Consider the following 18,210-nt stretch of genomic DNA (forward strand, 5'->3'; position numbering starts at 1 on the left):
ATGTTAGATTTAGCGATCATCGGAGGCGGTCCTGCCGGACTTAGCGCGGGACTTTACGCCACTAGAGGCGGATTAAAAAACGTCGTAATGTTTGAAAAAGGAATGCCCGGCGGCCAGATTACGAGCAGCTCCGAGATAGAAAACTATCCGGGCCAAAAAGCGCCCGGCGAGAGCGGTATCGACTTCATGAGCACGTGGGTCGCGCAGTGTACTCATTTTGGGTTAAAGCATGAGATGGCGGGCGTCGAGCGCGTGGTAAAAAACGCCGACGGCAGCTTTACGGTCAAGCTTGAAGGCGGTAAAGAAGAGCACGCCAAAGCAGTCATAGTAGCCACAGGCTCCACTCCGCGCCGCGCGGGCTTTGCGGGCGAGGACGAGTTTTTCGGCAGAGGCGTGAGCACTTGCGCGACTTGCGACGGATTTTTCTATAAAAACAAAGAGGTCGCGGTTCTAGGCGGCGGCGACACGGCGATCGAGGAGGCCCTATATCTAGCCAACATCTGCTCGCGCGTCTACATCATCCACCGCAGAGACGAGTTTCGCGCCGCTCCAGTAACGCTAGAAAAGGCTCGCGCTAACGCCAAAATCGAGTTCATCACAAGCGCCACGATCAAGCAAGCTTACGGCGACAAAGCAGGCCTCGCAGGTCTAATCATAAACACGAAAGATGGCGAGCGCGATCTAAAAGTGCCGGGCGTTTTTGTATTTGTCGGGCTTAACGTAAACAACGGCGTTCTCCGTCAAGAAAACGGCGAATTCGTATGCCAGACCGAGGACGGCGGCCAAGTGAGCGTCGATCTAAAGATGCAAACTAGCGTGCCGGGACTATTTGCCGCGGGCGACATCAGAAAAGACGCGCCAAAGCAAGTCATCGTAGCCGCAGGAGACGGCGCAGTAGCGGCCCTTAGCGCACTTAGCTACATCGAGAACCTTCACTAAGATCTATCAAATTTAGCCGAGTTTTTCGGCTAAATTTTCTCTTTATATTTCAAATTTACTCAAATTTACCGAGTTTTGCCTTATCCTTTCAAATTTAGTCAAATTTGCCTTTATTTAAATTTCCCCGCTTTTTCAAATTTCTCATCCAAATTTCACTCAAATTTAACCGCCATTTGGCTAAGATTTCGCAAATTTAAGAAAAGCAAAAGGATCGAATTTGCATGACTTGCTAAAAATATTTAAAACTATTTTATACGCCGCACTGTTTTTAGGACTTTATCTTTTGGCGGATAAGTACGGACTGTTTTCTAAATTTAGCTCGCCTACCCGCTTCGTCGTTACCGCCGATACTAAAATAATCCCGGGTTCGGAGCTAAGCAAATACGTAACGCAAGAGGAGATAGACGATTTTGCTTTTAGATACTGGGATATAGATAAGCAGATAAAAGACGACGCATTTGCTGAAAATTTCCGCAAGCTTTTAAAATCAAAGCAAACGGATCAAATTTTAAAATTTATGCAAGATAATAACATTAGCATAGACTCCCCCGTCATAGACGGCGTTACTCCTTTGATGTACGCTAGCTTTTACGACGACGAAGTCACGGCAAAAAGACTTATAGATATGGGCGCAAACGCTCATGCGAAAGATAATTACAAACTCTCGCCCCTGGCCTACGCCATAGAAAACAACTCTACAAAGACCGCTAAGCTCTTGCTTGATAGCGGGGTTAAATTTGATGAAGTAAAGGCGGTGCAGTGGTATAGAAAAACTCCTTTTTACTACAATATCGAAAAACTTATCATAGACGGAGACGACGTAGAGATAGTATTTCGAGATAATTACCAAGTCAATAAAGAATCCAAAGACGTAAACGATCCGATAGGATATATAGTAACCCATAACTACGTAGAGATGACCGAGCTTGCCCTTGCTAGCGGATATAGACCAAAACTAGACGATCATCACAATACGTTTTTTCACGGGCTAAGAGACGATTCTAATTTTATGCGATCTTTATATATCTTGCTAGATACCATCCCAAACTACGAACCTATGCTAAAGCTTCTTTTAAAATACGACGTCGTAGGGCAACCTACGAAAGAGGAACTAAAGAAGGCGTATGAGGAGTGCTATAAAAAGCGCAAGGGATGGATTGATTATAAAGAAAACTATATCTATAAAATGAATCAAGGTAGAGACGAAGAGGCCGAAGAAAAGATACAAAGGACCAATAATAAATACAAACATGCTCCTTACTGGCACATATATCAAGACGGCCTTTTACAATACAAACCAAAGCCGATAGACCCGAAAAAGATAGAAGAATTTGACAAAGAAATAAATTTCTATAATCCGCATTGCCCTGATCAAAATGCTACGTTTAAAGACATTAGAACTTTCATCAAATGGGCAAATGAAATGGAAAAACGAGACGGGATAAATAGCGCTATAGGTAGAGCCGAAAGCGGTATGGCCCAGGTGATTTACGTAGATAGCAACCGAAGTAAATCAGACTCAAACTCAAATTTACAAAACAAATAGATAAAAGGAGATAAAATGTCAGGGGAATTTGAGTTAAATTTGAGATGATTTAACTCAAATTTCGTTTGGCGAGAGGTAAATTTAGCTTCAAATTTAACAGCCCTCAGCCAACTAAAGCCAAATTTTACTCGTCGCCCGGGCAGCAAATCAAATTTACCGCCAGGGCTTAAATTTTACTTCGCCGAGGCGGGATTATTTACGCTTATCACGACGTTTTTCTCGTTTAGATAGAGCTTCGCCGCGTCTTTTACGTCCTGCTCGGTGAGCGCATTTACCGCCTTTTCGTACTCGTCCAGGCTCAAAACCTCATCGCCAAAAACCAGCTCGCGCATGACCGCGCGCGTCCAAAACTCGCCCTGAACGTAGGATTGGCGCATTTTTACGAGCGCTGATTTTTTGAAATTTTGCAGATAGCGCTGGATGTCCGCGCCGCCTTTTAGCTCGGCGATGTTTGATTTTATCTCGCCTAGCACGGCGTTTACGTTATCAGGCGCAGCCGTAAAGCCAAAATGCGCGGCGAAGCTTTCGTACGGGTATTTTGCGAGATTCATATGCACGCCCAGGCCGTAAACCTGCCCGCGGTCCTCGCGCACGTCCTCGCGCAGCATCATCGAAAGCACCGCAGATAGGGCGTTTACGCGCAGTAGCTCCGGGCGCGAGTATTTGATGTTTTCGTTTTTCATTATCATCGCGGCGTCGCTTCGCTGCGTGGTTTGGTAATTACGCTTAAACTCCCGCTCGCCCGCGATCGATCTTACGCCGTCATCTACGAAATTTTCGCGTCCTGCGCGCGCCGGCAAATTTGCCAGATATTTTTGCAAGAGCGGCTCGGCGGCGGTCAAATTTATATCGCCGACTACGATAAAATCATACGAAGCCGCGTTGGTAAATTTATCCTTCACTATCTTTTTTACGTCGTTCATCTGCAGCTCGTTTATATCCGCAGCCTCGAGCGGGTTCGTTCGCGGGTTGTTTTCGTAGAAAAATCTCGCAAACTCGTCGCTAAATTTGCGCTCGGGCAGATTTTTGGTTTTTTCCAGCTTTTCAAGTTCGTTGATTTTTGTCTTTTTTAGCGCGTTTTCGTCAAATCTAGGCTCGCTAAACTCCAAAAACAGCGCACGCAAAAGCCACTCAAAGTCCGCGCTCGCCGAGCTTGCGCTATATCCTTGCGAAAGCTGATCGATAAATTTGCTATAGCTTAGCTGCTTGCCGCTTAGGATTTTAGCCAGGTCGTAGTTGCTAAACTCCCCTGCCCCACTCTCGTTTGAGACCTCTACGGCTAGCGCGCCCTGCTTTGGCTTGGCCAAATTTGACATGCCGCCGCGACTAACAGCGCTTAGCCAGACGACGTCTTTTTTAGTTTTTATCTCCTTAAATGCGATGCGCGCGCCGTTTGGCAGCTCATAAAGGTAAAAATCAAGCTTCTCGTTATGTTTTTTGGAGATGAAATTTTTAGGTTTTAGCGCGCCATAGTCGAAAAGCTCGCTCTTTGCCTGCTTTGCGGCCAGCGTATCGTATGGCTTTGCCTCTGCCCAAATTTGATCAAATTTAGCCTCGCTTAGCTTCGCCCCTTTGGCGCTAATCACATTTAAAGTTTTTGCGTCGATGCCCAGTATCCGCCTAAATTCAGCGTTTACGTCCTCAAGGCTGATCTCATCAAGCAGCGCCAAAGTAACGTCGCGCAGGTCTTTTTCACCAAGCAACACGCCGCCGATCCTAGTCGTCTCCTCGATATTTGCCGCGACCGCGCTTGAGCGCTTGTTGCCAGCTTGCAAATAAGCATTTTTAGCCGAGTTTATAAAATCTTTTTTTGCGCTTTCAAAGTCCGCCCGACTAAAGCCGAATTTTTCTACGCCCTTTAAAACGCCCGCCAGATCGCTAAGCGCGCCGCTAAAATCATCTTCGACGGCGTTTATCTCAAAGGCGTAAAGCACGTTTTGGTCTTCGATTATCGGCGAGTAAAATCGCCCGCGCAGAGCTAAATTTCGCTGCTCGTATATCATGGCGACTAGGTCTGAGATGTAGTTTACGAGCAAATTTTGCCTGAGCCTTTGGATCTCGCCGTCAAATTTGTACTTTTGCGTGAAGATCAAATTTAACGAGTTTAGCCCGATCTCGGCGGAGTCGTAGTTGTTTACGCTAAAGCCGCTTTTTATAGGGATAGTTTTACCCGGGCTCGCATAGTCGTTCGTGTTTTTAGCCGAGCTAAAGCTTTGCTTTATCATCTCCTCGATGCGCTTTTTATCAAAGTCGCCGACCGCGATAAATTTCATAAATCTAGGCTGGTACGTCCTGCCGTAAAAGCCCTTTATGGTCGCTACGTCGACGTTTTTTACGATATTCATATCGCCGATGGGCGACCTTTTGGCGTAGATGCTATCGCCATATAGCTCTGGCACGCGGTTTTTGATGTAAAACCTATACGCGGGCGTGTTTCTGGCGCGCTCCTCCTCGACGATGATGCCCCGCTCTTTATCCAGCTCGGCCGCGTCAAAGCTCACGCCGTCGATCCAGTCGCGAAAAACGCGGAAAACGTCCTTTAAATTTTGCTCGTTTACGTGGATTTCTAGCAGATAGCCCGTCTGATCGTAGCTAGTCTGCGCGTTTAGATCCGCGCCAAAGGCCACTCCAAGGCTCTCTAGTTTTTTCACCAGCTCGTTTTTACTAAACTCGCGGCTACCGTTAAAGGCCATGTGCTCGGTAAAGTGCGCCAGCCCCAGCTCGTTTTCGCGCTCGTCGGTCGAACCGATGTTTACGACTAGATAAAAATAGGCCGAATTTGCGGGCTGCTTGTTTTCCTTGACGTAGTATTTTAGGCCGTTTGCTAGCTCGCCGCTCGCTATAGCGGGATCTTGGGCCAAATTTAGCTTTTGCGCGGTTTTATCTTTCGCCGTTAAATTTAACGCGCTCAAATTCGCGTCCGCCTGCTGCGTTTTAGCCACCTGTCCGACCGGCGCTTGTTTAGCAAAAACGCTCGCTGCAAAAACGGCTAGAAATAAAAATAAAATTTTTCTCATCGTCGTCCTTTAAATTTAAAAAGCCGATTATATAGCGCGATTTTTAATATTTTTGCCCGCACGCGGCGAAGACGGCGGCCGTGCTAAATTTATTTTTTATAAAATTTATGCTAAATTTAGGCCAAATTTTAAAGGATAAATTTTGGTAAAAATAGGAATCCACGGCGCAAGCGGTAAAATGGGACGTATGATCATCGAGTGCCTAAAAAACGAACCAAACGCGAAACTCAGCGCGGCTTATACGATAGAGCCGCTTGACTTTGCGCTGCCCCAGGACGCCATCCTCACGGATAAATTTGACGAGCTTTTCGCAAATTGTGACGTCGTTATCGACTTTACGATCAAAGATGGCGCGATAAACCTGCTAAACTACGCCCGCACCGACCCAAAACCGCTAGTTATCGGCACGACGGGTCTTGGCGAGGACGGCGCGAACCTGCTCAAGCTCGCAAGCGCGGCGATGCCGATACTCTACGCCACCAACATGAGCCTTGGCGTAGCGGTTTTAAACCGATTGACAGCGCTTGCGTCAAAGGCATTGCGCGAATTTGACGCCGAGATCGTCGAGCAGCACCACAGGCACAAAAAAGACGCTCCAAGCGGCACGGCGCTGACACTTGGTGAACGCGTAGCAGCGGCTAGAGGATTAAATCTAAAAGACGTTTTAGTAACGGGCAGAGACGGGCTAGTCGGAGCTCGCAGCAAGGACGAGATCGCGATCCTAGCCGCGCGAGGCGGCGACGTCGTGGGCAGGCATACGGTCGGATTTTACAACGAGGGCGAGTTTATCGAGCTAAATCACACCGCAACTAGCCGTGCGACCTTTGCCAAGGGTGCTATAAAGGCGGCTATTTGGGTTGCAGGACAGCAAAGCGGGTTGTACGGGATAGATGATTGCCTTGGGCTGTAACGATAACGGCTTATCTCGCGAGCGGCCTTTGAAAGAGCTTGAAAATTCGGGCTTGCGGCAGACCGCACGTCTAGCCTCGCCCAAATTTTCTGCGCAACTTTCAAATTCATCTCGCGATATTTCACCTTATTTTTTATGTTAAATTTTAATATTTTCTTGAAAATTACAGAAAATCGGCGGCGATATTTTTGACTTAGGCGAGGCGAAATTTAAATTTTAAGCGCAGGCTAGACATAAAGTCTGCCGAGCTTGAAATTTAAATTTTAACGAAGTATAAGACAGAAAATAACACCCCTAAAAAAGGAAAAAAATGTGTGCGATAGTTGGAGTGATTAATTCTAAAGATGCGGCAAAAACGGCATATTATGCGCTATTTGCCATGCAACACCGAGGCCAGGAAGCAAGCGGCATCAGCGCATGCGAGAACGGCCGTATAGAAACCGTCAAAGGCCGCGGGCTAGTTACCGAAGTCTTTGACAAGACGAACCTCGAGAGTCTAAAAGGCGATATGGCGATCGGCCACAACCGCTACGCCACCGCAGGCAAAAACTCCGCCGCCGATGCCCAGCCCATCGCGGCAAACTACTCGCTAGGCCAAGTCTCTATCGTGCACAACGGCAACCTCGTAAACAAAGACGAAGTCCGCAACGCGCTGATCGCCGAAGGCGCGATATTTCAGAGCAATATGGACACCGAAAACATCGTGCATCTCATCGCTAGAAGTCGCAGCGAACATCTACAAGACCGCATCGTAGCGGCGCTAAAACAGATCAAAGGCGCCTACTGCCTACTCATCCAGTCGCGACATAAAATTTTTGCCATCCGCGACCGCTGGGGCGTGAGACCGCTCTCGCTGGGGCGCCTAAAAGACGGCGGCTATATCGTAGCTAGCGAGACGTGCGCGTTTGATTTGGTGGGCGCGACCTTTATCCGCGACGTGGAGCCCGGCGAGATGTTGGTTTTTGAGCAGGGCAAAAGCGAGTTTGAGAGCGTGCGCCTTTTTGAAGCCGAGCCTAGGGTTTGCGCGTTTGAGTATATCTATTTCGCGCGCCCAGATAGCGTAATCGAGGGCAAAAGCGTCTACGAAGTACGCAAAAAAATGGGCGAAACGCTAGCTAAAAAAAGCAAGATCGACGCGGACTTCGTCGTGCCGGTGCCAGACAGCGGCACTCCGGCGGCGCTAGGATACGCAAACGCCAGCGGGATACCGTTTGAGCTAGCCATCGTGCGAAATCACTACGTCGGCCGCACCTTCATCGAGCCGACTCAAGAGATGCGCAACCTCAAAGTCAAACTCAAGCTAAACCCGATGGCAAGCCTACTCAAAGGCAAAAGCGTAGTCGTCGTGGACGACAGCATCGTGCGCGGCACGACCTCTAAAAAGATCGTCGAGCTACTGCGTCACGCGGGTGCGAGAGAGATACATTTCAAGGTCGCCTGCCCCGAGCTAAAATACCCCGAGCGCTACGGCATCGACACTCCGAGCTTCGAGGAGCTAATAAGCGCAAACAAAACACCCGAAGAGGTGTGCAAATATATCGGCGCGGACAGTCTCGAGTTTTTGGATGTGGACGAGCTGGTTAGCAGTATCGGCAGCGAGCGCAAATACTCGCTGGTTAGCTTTGACGGGGATTATTTTATCAAGTAAATTTGGCCTTTGCTATTTCAAATTTGACCTATTTTGTCAAATTTGAACTCGTCAAATTTGAGCGGCAGAACCCACATCTTGAAAACGTGAAATTTTCTTTTTAGCGCTTTTGCCTCAAATTTGGATTTTTACAGATTTAAATTTGATGAAATTTGTGCTCAAAATTTGGTGAATCAAATTTTAAAATTTGATTTCGAGCGCCATACTGCGCAAAAATGAAAATATTTTATCAATATATAAGCAAACGTTGAATATAATTGCGAACTTTAACGTCACGGTAGCTCAGCTGGTTAGAGCGCTGGTCTCATAAGCCGGAGGTCGGGAGTTCAAGTCTCCCCCGTGACACCATAAATACCCTATTTATCGGTATTTAAACCGCCTCTTTTGAAGTTTCCCTTTCTTTGAATTTTTTCTTAAACTATGGTACACTTTTGATAAAAAGTGGTACAATTTTTCAGAATTGTTTTATTTTACTAAAAAGATCCTATAAAATTACTTTGGATTCATATTTAAAAATCTAGTCTTTATCTCTAATATCTTCTAATTAAACCAAAAGATCAAATTTATCCTATTGTTTATTGTTGGCAAATAATATCAAAAATAAAATATTTTGATATTTATATTAAGATAGTTCAATGCTTCACTCAAACCCATCTACATAAAACCCTATATTGCTTATCGCTCTCACCTATGCACCACTTACAATTATGACCACATTTGTATCATTAAGATCAAATGGTATAAAATAGAAAAACAACAAATTTTCTATCGTTATTGTGCACTTTTATCTTAAAAATTCTATAATAGCGAAATGAAATTCAAGCAAAATTATTTTTACATTTTATTAGTCGCCGTTGCTGTGGGATATTTTTATCTAGTTTTTACAAACTATGATGAAAACAAACAACAAACATACGACTCTGCCGTCTCAAGCCAGATAAAAACGGTACAAAAATACAAAGCAATAATAAACGAGCGTATCGAACAACAAAAGCGACTGCTTGAGGAGACTGCTAAATTTATAGAGACAAAAGACTACATAAAAGACTATGCTACGATAAAAGGCGTGCTTAGCATTGTTGCTAGAACGGGTAGCTTTTTAGCAGTCTATGCCGGTTATCCGGATAGCTACAAATTTGTCGCAAGCAACGAAATCGAGCCGCAATATAATTTCTCAGACCGCCCTTGGTTTGTCGCGGCAAAAGGCAGTATGGCAACAAGTTTTACCGAGCCTTATATCGACCGCCAGCTTGGCATCTATGTCATCTCTGTCTCAACGCCGCTTTTGAAGGATGGCGAATTTATAGGTGTTTTGACGGCCGATCTCGACTTTGAAATTTTTCAAAAAGAGCTTGCCGCACTCTTTCCGCTTGCAAATGGCTCAGCGTTTTTAATGGTGGATGGCAAAAACATTCTTGATCAAACAGGGCAAATTTTAGATTTTTCAGACACTCAAACCAAAGAGGTATTGCAAAAAATTTCAGTTAAAAAACAAGGAAACGAGCAAATTTTTATCAAAAATAAGCCTTATATTTTTGTATATGATACGCTCGCAAATAGCAAATGGATGCTAGTTAGCGTGCTTGACAAGGGTATGATTTACAATCAGATTAACAAAAAAGCACTAAAAGATCTTGGTATTTTTTTGGCATTGGCATTTTTTGGTATTTGCGCCTTTGCTACTCTTTATGTGGCGCAGTGAAAATTTTATAAAAACAAACACCTTCTAAATCTCTTTGCCAAAAACCCAATAGGCGGACTTGTCATCGTAGATAAAGCTGGCAATATCGCCTTTATCAATAAAGAATTCGAGAAAATTTTTGGCCTAAAATTTAAGGCAAATATTGGAAAAAATTTAAAAGAACTCTCTAGTATTTTTTGCTCGAATAAAACCACACAGAGTATATTTACGCAAATCAGCAGCAACCCAATTAAGAGCTTTAGTCTGACTTCAAAAAAGGGCGAGCTGTTTTATAAAACAGAGTTTTTGCCGCTGCTTGACAAGCAAGGCGTATTTGAGGGTGTTTTTATTATGTCGCACGATATCACGCATGAGGTGAGTTTGGAGCAAAATAGGCAAAAACAAGAGCAAATTTTACTGCAAAACTCCAAAATGGCCGCACTTGGCGAGATGATAGGCGTGATCTCACATCAATACAAGCAACCTCTAAATACGCTTTTGCTTCTTGCAAGCGATACTCATGAGCTGTTAAGCGGCAAGAATGGCGATAAAATGGCACTAAAAAACATTGAAAATATACGTATGAACGTTGAGCTTATGAATGAAACTATCGATGTTTTTAGGGATTTTTACAAAGAGGATTTTTGTGAGAAAGAATTTGATCTAACCGACGTGCTAGATGATGTTTTATATATTTGCCGACCGCAGCTTCAAGTAAAAAATATCGAGTTATGCTTTACATACGACGAAGGCTCTTATAAGATCAAAAGCTATGCAAACTACATAAAACACGTGCTTATGAACCTTATCACAAACGCAAAAGACGAGCTGGCCAAAAAGGCAAAAAGTACCGACAACTTCATCCCTTATGTAGGAATAAATCTTCGTCAAGATGAGAGCAAATTTATTATCACTATTGAAGATAATGCAAATGGCGTAGATAGTGAGCTTTTAGATAAAATTTTTGAACCTTTTTTTACAACAAAAGGCGACGATGGCACCGGTATGGGGCTTTATCTTTGCAAGCTGATTTTTGAGAAAAAACTACGTGGCGACATAAGACTTGCAAATGCCAAAAACCCGACAAAATTCGAAATAGAGCTGTTAAAATGAACGAAATTTTTAAAGAGTTAGCGCACCTAAATGTACTTTTGGTTGAGGATGACACGCAGCTGCAAGGAGTTTTGGCTGGACTTCTTGCACCATATGTAGGGCAAATTTACAAGGCGCAAAACGGGCAAGACGGTCTTGAGAGCTTTAGCAAAAACGACATTGATGTTATCACCACCGATATAAATATGACCCATATGAGCGGAACGTCGATGGCAAAACGAGTTAGAGAGCTTGACGAGCGTGTGCCGATCATTTTTATTACAGCCTATGATACCGATGAAAATTTACAAAACTCGCTCAACATACAAAATTCAAACCTGCTTAAAAAGCCATTTGATAAACAGCAACTTTTAATCATGATATTAATGGCCACAAAAAACGGTGCAAAAACTAGCAAGCGATTAAATTTAGGTCGTGGATTTAGCTACGATACACAAGGCAGATTACTTTATAAAGAGAGCGAAACTATCGTTTTAACTAGAACCGAACAGCGACTTTTGCATATCTTAGCGATAAATAAAGAGCGAGTCGTATCGTTTGATATGATAGAAAATTTCGCATGGAACGGTAAAGTAGCGTCATTTGAAACGATACGAAACTACATAAACAAACTACGCACCAAAACCTATACACAACTTATTAAAAACGTTCAAGGACTTGGCTACAAGCTCTCGCTTGATGACGAAGCTTAAAAATTTGCCTTTAAAGCAGCGTGTAAAATTTAAATTTAAGCGCAAAAAGTCAAATTTGAAAAATAATAGTACCATGATTTAATTTTCTAAAAGCGAGTTGTAAAGAAAATTTCGTCCTAAGAGTAGATATATAGTCTACCAAAGGCCGAAATTTTCTAGCTCATGCAAGACGATGCACAAAATAAAGTTATTCTATTGGGGCTTTGCTTTGTAAAAATCTAGTCAAAGTTTGCGTTTCTGTCTCATCAAGTCCAGCGTTGCCAATCATAGTTTTTATGACACTTGGCCACACGTTTACACTAAACTCATCGTATCCGTGTAGCGCATGGCACGCCCCGCATCGCTCTTTAAACAACTCTTCGCCAGGCTTATAAACCTCGTCTAAATTTGATTTTAAGGCCTTTTTGTCGACCGCTCCCTTAACGCTAACCTTGATCCACTCATTGTCATAGTCATCTTTTTGGACACCATTTTTCTTGAAATTTTTATCGTTTTTAACGCTTATATCGCTCTCTAGGATACCTAGTCTAGCATAAGCTGTATTACCCTCGCCGGGCACAAAGCCGTTATATTCGACTTCGGCGAAATTGCCACTATCTTTTAATACCTTGACTTTTGCGCCCACAAAAAGCTGACCGATCTCTTTGCCGCCAACCTTATCTAAAATTTTAGCTGGCGTACCGACATAGGCATCGTTAGCAAAAAGCGCAGCACTAAGCCCTAAAAACATAACTATTTTTTTCACTTCTTATCCTTTTTTAGCAAATTTTGGCTGAGAAAAGACCTCTAGGCTTGGCAATTCACCCTCAAATTTCTCGATTTGCACGAGTGCAGTTGCTTGATTTCCCATAGCAAGGCTTGAGCTTGGCTCGTTTGGTATTAAAACATTTACGTTTCCGTGTCTGCAAAGTCCGTTTTTATCTGGATCCCACCAGCTGCCCTCTTGCATTCTAACAACGCCTTGTTTTACGTTTTTAGTTACGATAAGCCCTGCTAAAATTTGACCGCGATCGTTAAAAATTCTTACCACATCGCCGTTTCCAAGACCTCTAGCTTTTGCATCGTTTGGATGCATCCATACAGGCTCTCTGCCTTGAACTTCTTCAAGGTTTCTAAGCCATGTGTTGTTTAGTTGGCTGTGAAGGCGGTATTTTGGGTGTGGGCTGACCAAATTTAGCGGATATTTCTTGGTCTTTTCTGCATCCCCGAGCCACTCCATCGGCTCCATCCAAGTTGGATGGCTAGGGCAGTCCGCGTACATCGCTTTTGCGATCTTTTTGGAGACGATTTCTATTTTACCAGACGGCGTTCCTAGCCTGTTGATTATAGGATTTTTCCTAAAGTCTGCCATATTAACGTATTCGTAAGCATGATCAGGGATTTTAAACTCCACGTATCCTTTTTTCCAAAAATCCTCGAAACTAGGCATATTTAGGTTATTTTCATCGCCCTTTTTCTTTGAGGCATTATAAAACTGCTTGATCCAGTCCATTTCACTCTTGCCCTCGCTAAATGCCATGTACTCTTTATCGCCAAATTCTTTTAAAATGCCGCAGTAAATTTGGTAGTCGTTTTTAGCTTGCTCGTATGGCTCAGCGATCTTGTGCATAGCTATAATAAATTTGTTCGTATGAGATTTTATGATGTCATCTCTCTCTTGCTCGGTGGTAGCCGGCAAAACGATGTCAGCCATGCGAGCCGAAGCTGTCCAGAAGCAATCTTGCACGATAAACGTATCAAGCTTTTCAAAAGTTTTTGCCATTAAATTTGTATCTGGTGCATGGTGGAATGGATTGCCGCCAGCCCAGTATGCCATCTTTATAGTTGGGTAGGTGATCTTTTTGCAGTTAAAATCAACTTCTTTGCCGGGGTTATTTATGCAATCTAGAATCCTTGAAACCGGAATGGCGATATTTTCTCTATTTTTCCACTCGCCATCAATGCTTGGCATGATGCTCACACTGCCAAGACCCGGGAACGCCAAGCTAGACTGAGCCTTGCCGCTCGATAGACTTAGCGCATTGTTAACTACCGGAGCTGCAGGGCTTGGGCAACCGCCGTCACTGTAGTGATAGCCAAAACCATACCCGCCGCCTGGTAGTCCGATCTGTCCGATAAACGCAGCAAGCGTTATCATCATCCAGTGAAACTGCTCACCGTGATGTGCGCGCTGTGGCCCCCAACCGCCCATTAACATAGTACGTTTTGAGCCAAAAATTTTAGCTAAATTTACAATCTCTGCCTCGCTTACGCCGCAAATTTTTGCCGCCCAAGCCGCATTTTTTACAACTTTATCCTCGGCTTCGCCTTTTAGATAAGCAATAAATTGCTCTGAGCCGCTTGTATATTTTTTTAGAAATTTTTCATCTGCTACGCCAGCTTGCATCATCTCGTAGCATATCGCCATCATTAGCGCTACGTCGGTGGTAGGATTTACATAGATGTGCTCAGCGTTTAGATAGGCGGATGTATTGTTATAGACGGGGTCTATTACGATAACCTTAACTCCTCGCTTTTTCATCTCTTGTTTTAGTTTTCTAAAATATATATAGCTCTCGTGATCAGGCACGCCCCATGCGATTTGGTTGGTATTTATCGGATCTGCACCCCAGATGACTACAATTTCACTCTCTTTTAGGATGGTCGGCCACGCCGTTTGTAGCGCACCACTCTCGTCCGTGCCGCTGACGTAAGGTGTGATGGCGCGTATGGCATGCGTAGAGTAAGTGAGCGTGCGCGTCGTGTAGCCGCCAAGGATGTTTAACATGCGGCCTAATAAGGGTTGTGGATTATTTACGCTACCCACACTATACCAGCCGTAGCTACCGCCGTATATCGCGCTACCGCCGTACTCTTTATATACGCGTTTTAGTTCGTCGGCTACTAGTTTAAAAGCCTGCTCCCAGCTGATCTCGACCCACTCGTCCTTACCGCGCATTGATTTATCGCTTTGATAGCCTTTTTCTAGGTATCCTTTACGCACGCTTGGACGTGCGATACGAGTTTGATCGTAGGTTCTAGCAACCACACCTTGAGTTAAACTAACTGGGTAAAAGTCAATCTCGCTGGCATCTAATACACCTTCAAATTTACCGTTTTTAACTAGCCCTTTGATAGCACCAAAATGGCTTGCGCTCATCTTTGCAGGCGTGTCGCTCATTAGGTTGTCACTTATGAGACTTGTTGCGTTTAAGCTACTTGCACCAGCGGCTGTAGCTGCTGCGGCTTTTAAAAAATCTCGTCTTTGCATCTTTTCTCCTTTGTGAAATTTTGTGGTTAGTTTAAAATATAAATGTAATTTTAAATAAAAAGCATAATAAAAGTATAATTTAAAAAAAATTTGCAAAAAAGTGTCCGAAAAGCTCGGACACTATAAGTTTTATGCGTTAGGTTTTGAAAATACCTTTATTTTTGGGGCATTGCCTGTAAACTTCTCGATGTTTACAAGATTAGCATATCCTTCGCAGTCATCATAACTGCAAGAAGAGACCTTCTTAAAAAGGACCTGAATCCTGTCAGACGGAGTTTCTAGCTGATTTTCTATCGGATATTCGATGAATTTTCTTTAAAAACCACATAATTATCACACCTTTTTCCATTTTTGTAAATTTATAGTATTCCTTCCCCAAAATGCTTCAAATTTTGGCTTTTGAGGTAAAACTTAAAAGCTCAAAGTTTTTTGTCGTAGCTACCTCTTTTATTTTAATGCTATAAGGCTCAAGGTAAGTTAAAAACTTTCAAAGGAGTTTTTCTCAAAGAGTGTGCAAGCACAAGAGCGAATTAGACGAGAGTGTAATTTACTCTGATTGCAGGAAGGCTTATGATGGATTAGTGGATTATGGAGCCAAGGCACACTACAGAGTAAAACACTCTAAAAATGAATTCGTTAATGGTAAAAACCATATAAATGGCATTGAGAATTTCTGGGGATATGCTAAACACAGATTATCTAAATTTAAAGGAATAAAAAAGAGAACTTCCTGCTTCATTTAAAAGAATGTGAATTTAGATATAATACTAAAAATACACAGAAAAACTTATATCAGAAACTATTAAAACTGATAAGAGAGAATCCGCTTAAGTTTAATTGAGCCAAAGCCAATCCCATTTTCTTTTTTCATTTAAGTTTTAGATTTTATCGGATTATTTATAATGTCTCATATAGTTTCATTTATATTTTTTGCCAATTATACATCTTTTATTTTACCTATATAAGGTATCGTAACATCATTATTCCTTAATCCCCCAATCTCTCTACCGGCCTGGACACTACCATTTTTATTGTTCAAACTATGCTCGTTGCGCTTTAAATTGGCGTTAGAATTTACAATAGTATCACTATTTACATTATTTTCTTTTAAACTCTCATCAAATTTCTTATTTGCTTTACCTAAATTCTTAGCTCCTTTCATAAGAGCAAAAGGATCCGAGATTGCTAAATCGATACTAAAATCAGCTGAAACATCTGAAAGAGTATGGATGGCTTGTTTTTGAGTATTTTTCCAGTAATCCTCGTATTATTGACAACGGCGGCAAACTTCTTAGCAACTTTACTCATTTAAATCCAAATAACATAAATTTGACCGTAAACCGATAGTAGCTTGAAAATCCGTAAAACCAAACAATTATAGTATTAAATCAAAAATCATCGCAATCAGTATTGAGTGCCAAGTATAGAATAAGCTAAGAAGTAGTATAATCATTTTATTTTTATTTATACTGGATTAGTTTGATAATGCCAAATAACCCCAATAAGACATTAGAAGAAGAATATATTGAATTTAGAAAAAATAACTATTTCGGTAAATGTTTTATTTCTTCACTGTATGTGCACGTAGCTTTGTTGCTTATTATTTTTATTTTACCAAACCACATAATGAGCTTACTGCCTTTACTAAAATTTTTTACACACATCATGAAAAATGTTTTTCCAAATATAGAATATTATTCTAATGCAAGCAATTTACCTGAATTATGTGAATTTTATTTTAGCTACTTATGGCTGGTATGTCTTATGATATCAATATGGTGTATTATGCAATCGCCACAATTAAATCATGAGGCTAAGCGGTTTTTTGGAACATATGAATATCTTAATAAAGGAATATTTCCTAAAAAGTTTATTAAAATTGAAAGCAGTAAAAAAGAGCGTATGATAACTATTTTTTGTGTTATATTTATTGGATATACTCTGTATATAAATTACAATGGCTACTTAATAAATAGCAGTATATTTTCAGAATGGCTAGCGGATAGACTCGGGATACTTGCTATGGGCGTTTTTCAAAATTTAACTATTCATATAGCAATAGTATATATTATGATTAGCATATATACCATCATACATATTAAATGGTTGAGTAAAAATACAAATATAAATTTTAGGCCCAATTAAACTTAAACGGCCCCTCTCTTATGAATTTCAACAGTTTATGATATAGTTTTCCTGTGCATTTTTAGTGTTATATCTAAATTCTTATTCGCTACGCTCATTACTTTTCAAGAATACAGTTCTAAACGCAACATACCGCTCCCTTGCGTGAGCCTAATTTAAAAATATATCCTTTCAGTCAATCTCAGCAAGCACTCAAAATAATTCAGTATAAAATATTTATATTTGTCAAATTTCGCAAAAATAATACAGATGAAGAAATCATTAAATTTATCCTAAAAATAACCTCGTTATTAGTAAAATATAGTATAACCAATAATAAACAAATTCCACACAAAGAGATCGCTATGAAGAAACTAGTTTTTATCCTTTCTGTTGCGTTGTTTACAATATCCGCTCATGCGGAAAGCAGTACTGTAATCGCAGAGCAACTAAGATCAGCCGGCAAAGCCGTAGAGTCTCTCGCCTACGATAAAGAAGGTTGCCTGAAAGAGAAAAGTTGGATATCTTGTGAGCGACTCGCGAAGCATTACGACACTACGAAACCGGATATGCCTTGCGATTCGGAAATGGTCACGGAGTACTACAAAAAGTGTTGCGACTATTCAAAAAATAAGGTCCAGCTATGCTGCGACAAGGGCTATCCAAAAGAGCTTGAGGAAAAACGCGATACGGCTTGCAAAGCAAAAGATGCTAAAAGTTGTGGCACGCTAGCATCCATCGCACACAGACAAAAAAACTATGAGAAGTCGTTTAATTACGCAAAAAAGGCTGCGATGCTGGGAAAGACGATACTTCTTGTAAACTTCTTGCCTATATGTATTATTACGGTCAGGGCGTAGAAAAGGATTATAAAAAATCGTTTAATCTATATGAAGGATTGTGTGATAGAGATATATACAATATGTGCACTATCCTGAGCCACTTCTATACGGACGGCGTAGGCATGAAACAAGACATCAAAAAGGGTAAGAAAATTTTAGAAAAACTTTGCTACGATAAATATCCGGAAGGCTGCGCCAATCTAGCCGCGCTCTATGAAAGCGATAAATACGGCATGAAAGACGATAAAAAAGCCACAGAGCTTTATACCATGGCTTGCAAACACAATCCAAAAGCCCCGACATGCGACAAGATAGGCGGCACGAGCAAGAGGCTTGAGTTTTTTGTACCGAAAAAAAGCGCGGTTATAGTTGCGTTGAGCTGGCAGATACCTACTACAGAAACGATCTAGAAAAAAAGCTGTATTTTTATAACAAAGCTTGCGAATTC

13 protein-coding genes, 1 tRNA gene and 2 pseudogenes are annotated in these 18,210 nt (G+C 42.1%); 12 read left to right on the forward strand and 4 right to left on the reverse strand.

Translation table 11 applies throughout. From position 1 onward, the window contains the following. Together EE116_RS00965 and EE116_RS00970 are read left to right on the forward strand one after the other, a co-directional pair. Entirely contained in the window at positions 1-939 is a 939-nt protein-coding gene (locus tag EE116_RS00965) for an NAD(P)/FAD-dependent oxidoreductase (protein WP_122872853.1), read from the forward strand. Between the two features lie 217 nt (positions 940-1,156). Continuing rightward, positions 1,157-2,485, forward strand: coding sequence for an ankyrin repeat domain-containing protein (locus EE116_RS00970; RefSeq protein WP_241091607.1), 1,329 nt, complete (start codon positions 1,157-1,159; stop codon positions 2,483-2,485). Between the two features lie 173 nt (positions 2,486-2,658). On the opposite strand, the gene EE116_RS00975 is transcribed toward EE116_RS00970, so the two are convergent. Continuing rightward, positions 2,659-5,502 (reverse strand): M16 family metallopeptidase, encoded by a 2,844-nt coding sequence (locus tag EE116_RS00975; protein ID WP_122872854.1) that lies wholly within the window; start codon positions 5,500-5,502, stop codon positions 2,659-2,661. Between the two features lie 142 nt (positions 5,503-5,644). Between EE116_RS00975 and dapB the strand changes: the two genes are divergently transcribed. The 7 genes and pseudogenes from dapB (at position 5,645) to EE116_RS01005 (ending at position 11,546) form a co-directional block, all read left to right on the forward strand. Beyond that, positions 5,645-6,412 (forward strand): 4-hydroxy-tetrahydrodipicolinate reductase, encoded by a 768-nt coding sequence (gene dapB / locus EE116_RS00980; protein WP_122872855.1) that lies wholly within the window; start codon positions 5,645-5,647, stop codon positions 6,410-6,412. Between the two features lie 310 nt (positions 6,413-6,722). Then, a complete protein-coding gene (gene purF / locus EE116_RS00985; RefSeq protein WP_122872856.1) occupies positions 6,723-8,060 on the forward strand; it encodes an amidophosphoribosyltransferase in 1,338 nt (445 codons plus the stop codon). 271 nt (positions 8,061-8,331) lie between these two features. After that, positions 8,332-8,408: transfer RNA gene (locus EE116_RS00990), tRNA-Met, on the forward strand. Positions 8,409-8,919: 511 nt separating this feature from the next. Then, complete coding sequence (locus EE116_RS00995) at positions 8,920-9,762, forward strand: cache domain-containing protein (RefSeq protein ID WP_163028006.1); 843 nt, start codon at positions 8,920-8,922, stop codon at positions 9,760-9,762. 36 nt (positions 9,763-9,798) lie between these two features. Beyond that, positions 9,799-10,122: pseudogene (locus tag EE116_RS12965) on the forward strand (PAS domain-containing protein); the annotation flags it as partial. Between the two features lie 216 nt (positions 10,123-10,338). Further along, positions 10,339-10,854 (forward strand): sensor histidine kinase, encoded by a 516-nt coding sequence (locus tag EE116_RS12970; protein ID WP_277418953.1) that lies wholly within the window; start codon positions 10,339-10,341, stop codon positions 10,852-10,854. Continuing rightward, a complete protein-coding gene (locus EE116_RS01005) occupies positions 10,851-11,546 on the forward strand; it encodes a response regulator transcription factor (RefSeq protein ID WP_122872859.1) in 696 nt (231 codons plus the stop codon). Before EE116_RS12970 ends, EE116_RS01005 begins: the two co-directional genes overlap by 4 nt. Before the next feature lie 187 nt (positions 11,547-11,733). On the opposite strand, the gene EE116_RS01010 is transcribed toward EE116_RS01005, so the two are convergent. Further along, positions 11,734-12,291, reverse strand: coding sequence for a hypothetical protein (locus tag EE116_RS01010; protein ID WP_122872860.1), 558 nt, complete (start codon positions 12,289-12,291; stop codon positions 11,734-11,736). Positions 12,292-12,294: 3 nt separating this feature from the next. Further along, a complete protein-coding gene (locus EE116_RS01015; protein WP_122874413.1) occupies positions 12,295-14,796 on the reverse strand; it encodes a molybdopterin-dependent oxidoreductase in 2,502 nt (833 codons plus the stop codon). A gap of 521 nt (positions 14,797-15,317) precedes the next feature. Here EE116_RS01015 and EE116_RS01020 point away from each other — a divergent pair. Continuing rightward, a pseudogene (locus EE116_RS01020) lies at positions 15,318-15,637 on the forward strand (transposase); the annotation flags it as partial. Between the two features lie 96 nt (positions 15,638-15,733). Here the strand turns inward: EE116_RS01020 and EE116_RS01025 are convergent. Next, entirely contained in the window at positions 15,734-15,958 is a 225-nt protein-coding gene (locus tag EE116_RS01025; protein WP_122872861.1) for a hypothetical protein, read from the reverse strand. Between the two features lie 1,327 nt (positions 15,959-17,285). On the opposite strand from EE116_RS01025, the gene EE116_RS01035 reads away from it, so the two are divergent. After that, positions 17,286-17,780 carry a hypothetical protein gene (locus tag EE116_RS01035; protein ID WP_163028007.1) on the forward strand — a complete coding sequence of 165 codons (495 nt, stop codon included), beginning with the start codon at positions 17,286-17,288 and terminating at the stop codon, positions 17,778-17,780. Further along, positions 17,756-18,172 carry a tetratricopeptide repeat protein gene (locus EE116_RS01040; protein WP_122874414.1) on the forward strand — a complete coding sequence of 139 codons (417 nt, stop codon included), beginning with the start codon at positions 17,756-17,758 and terminating at the stop codon, positions 18,170-18,172. Before EE116_RS01035 ends, EE116_RS01040 begins: the two co-directional genes overlap by 25 nt. The last annotated feature ends 38 nt before the right edge of the window (positions 18,173-18,210 follow it).

The sequence above is a fragment of the Campylobacter showae genome, from assembly GCF_900573985.1.
GTDB lineage: Bacteria > Campylobacterota > Campylobacteria > Campylobacterales > Campylobacteraceae > Campylobacter_A > Campylobacter_A showae_E.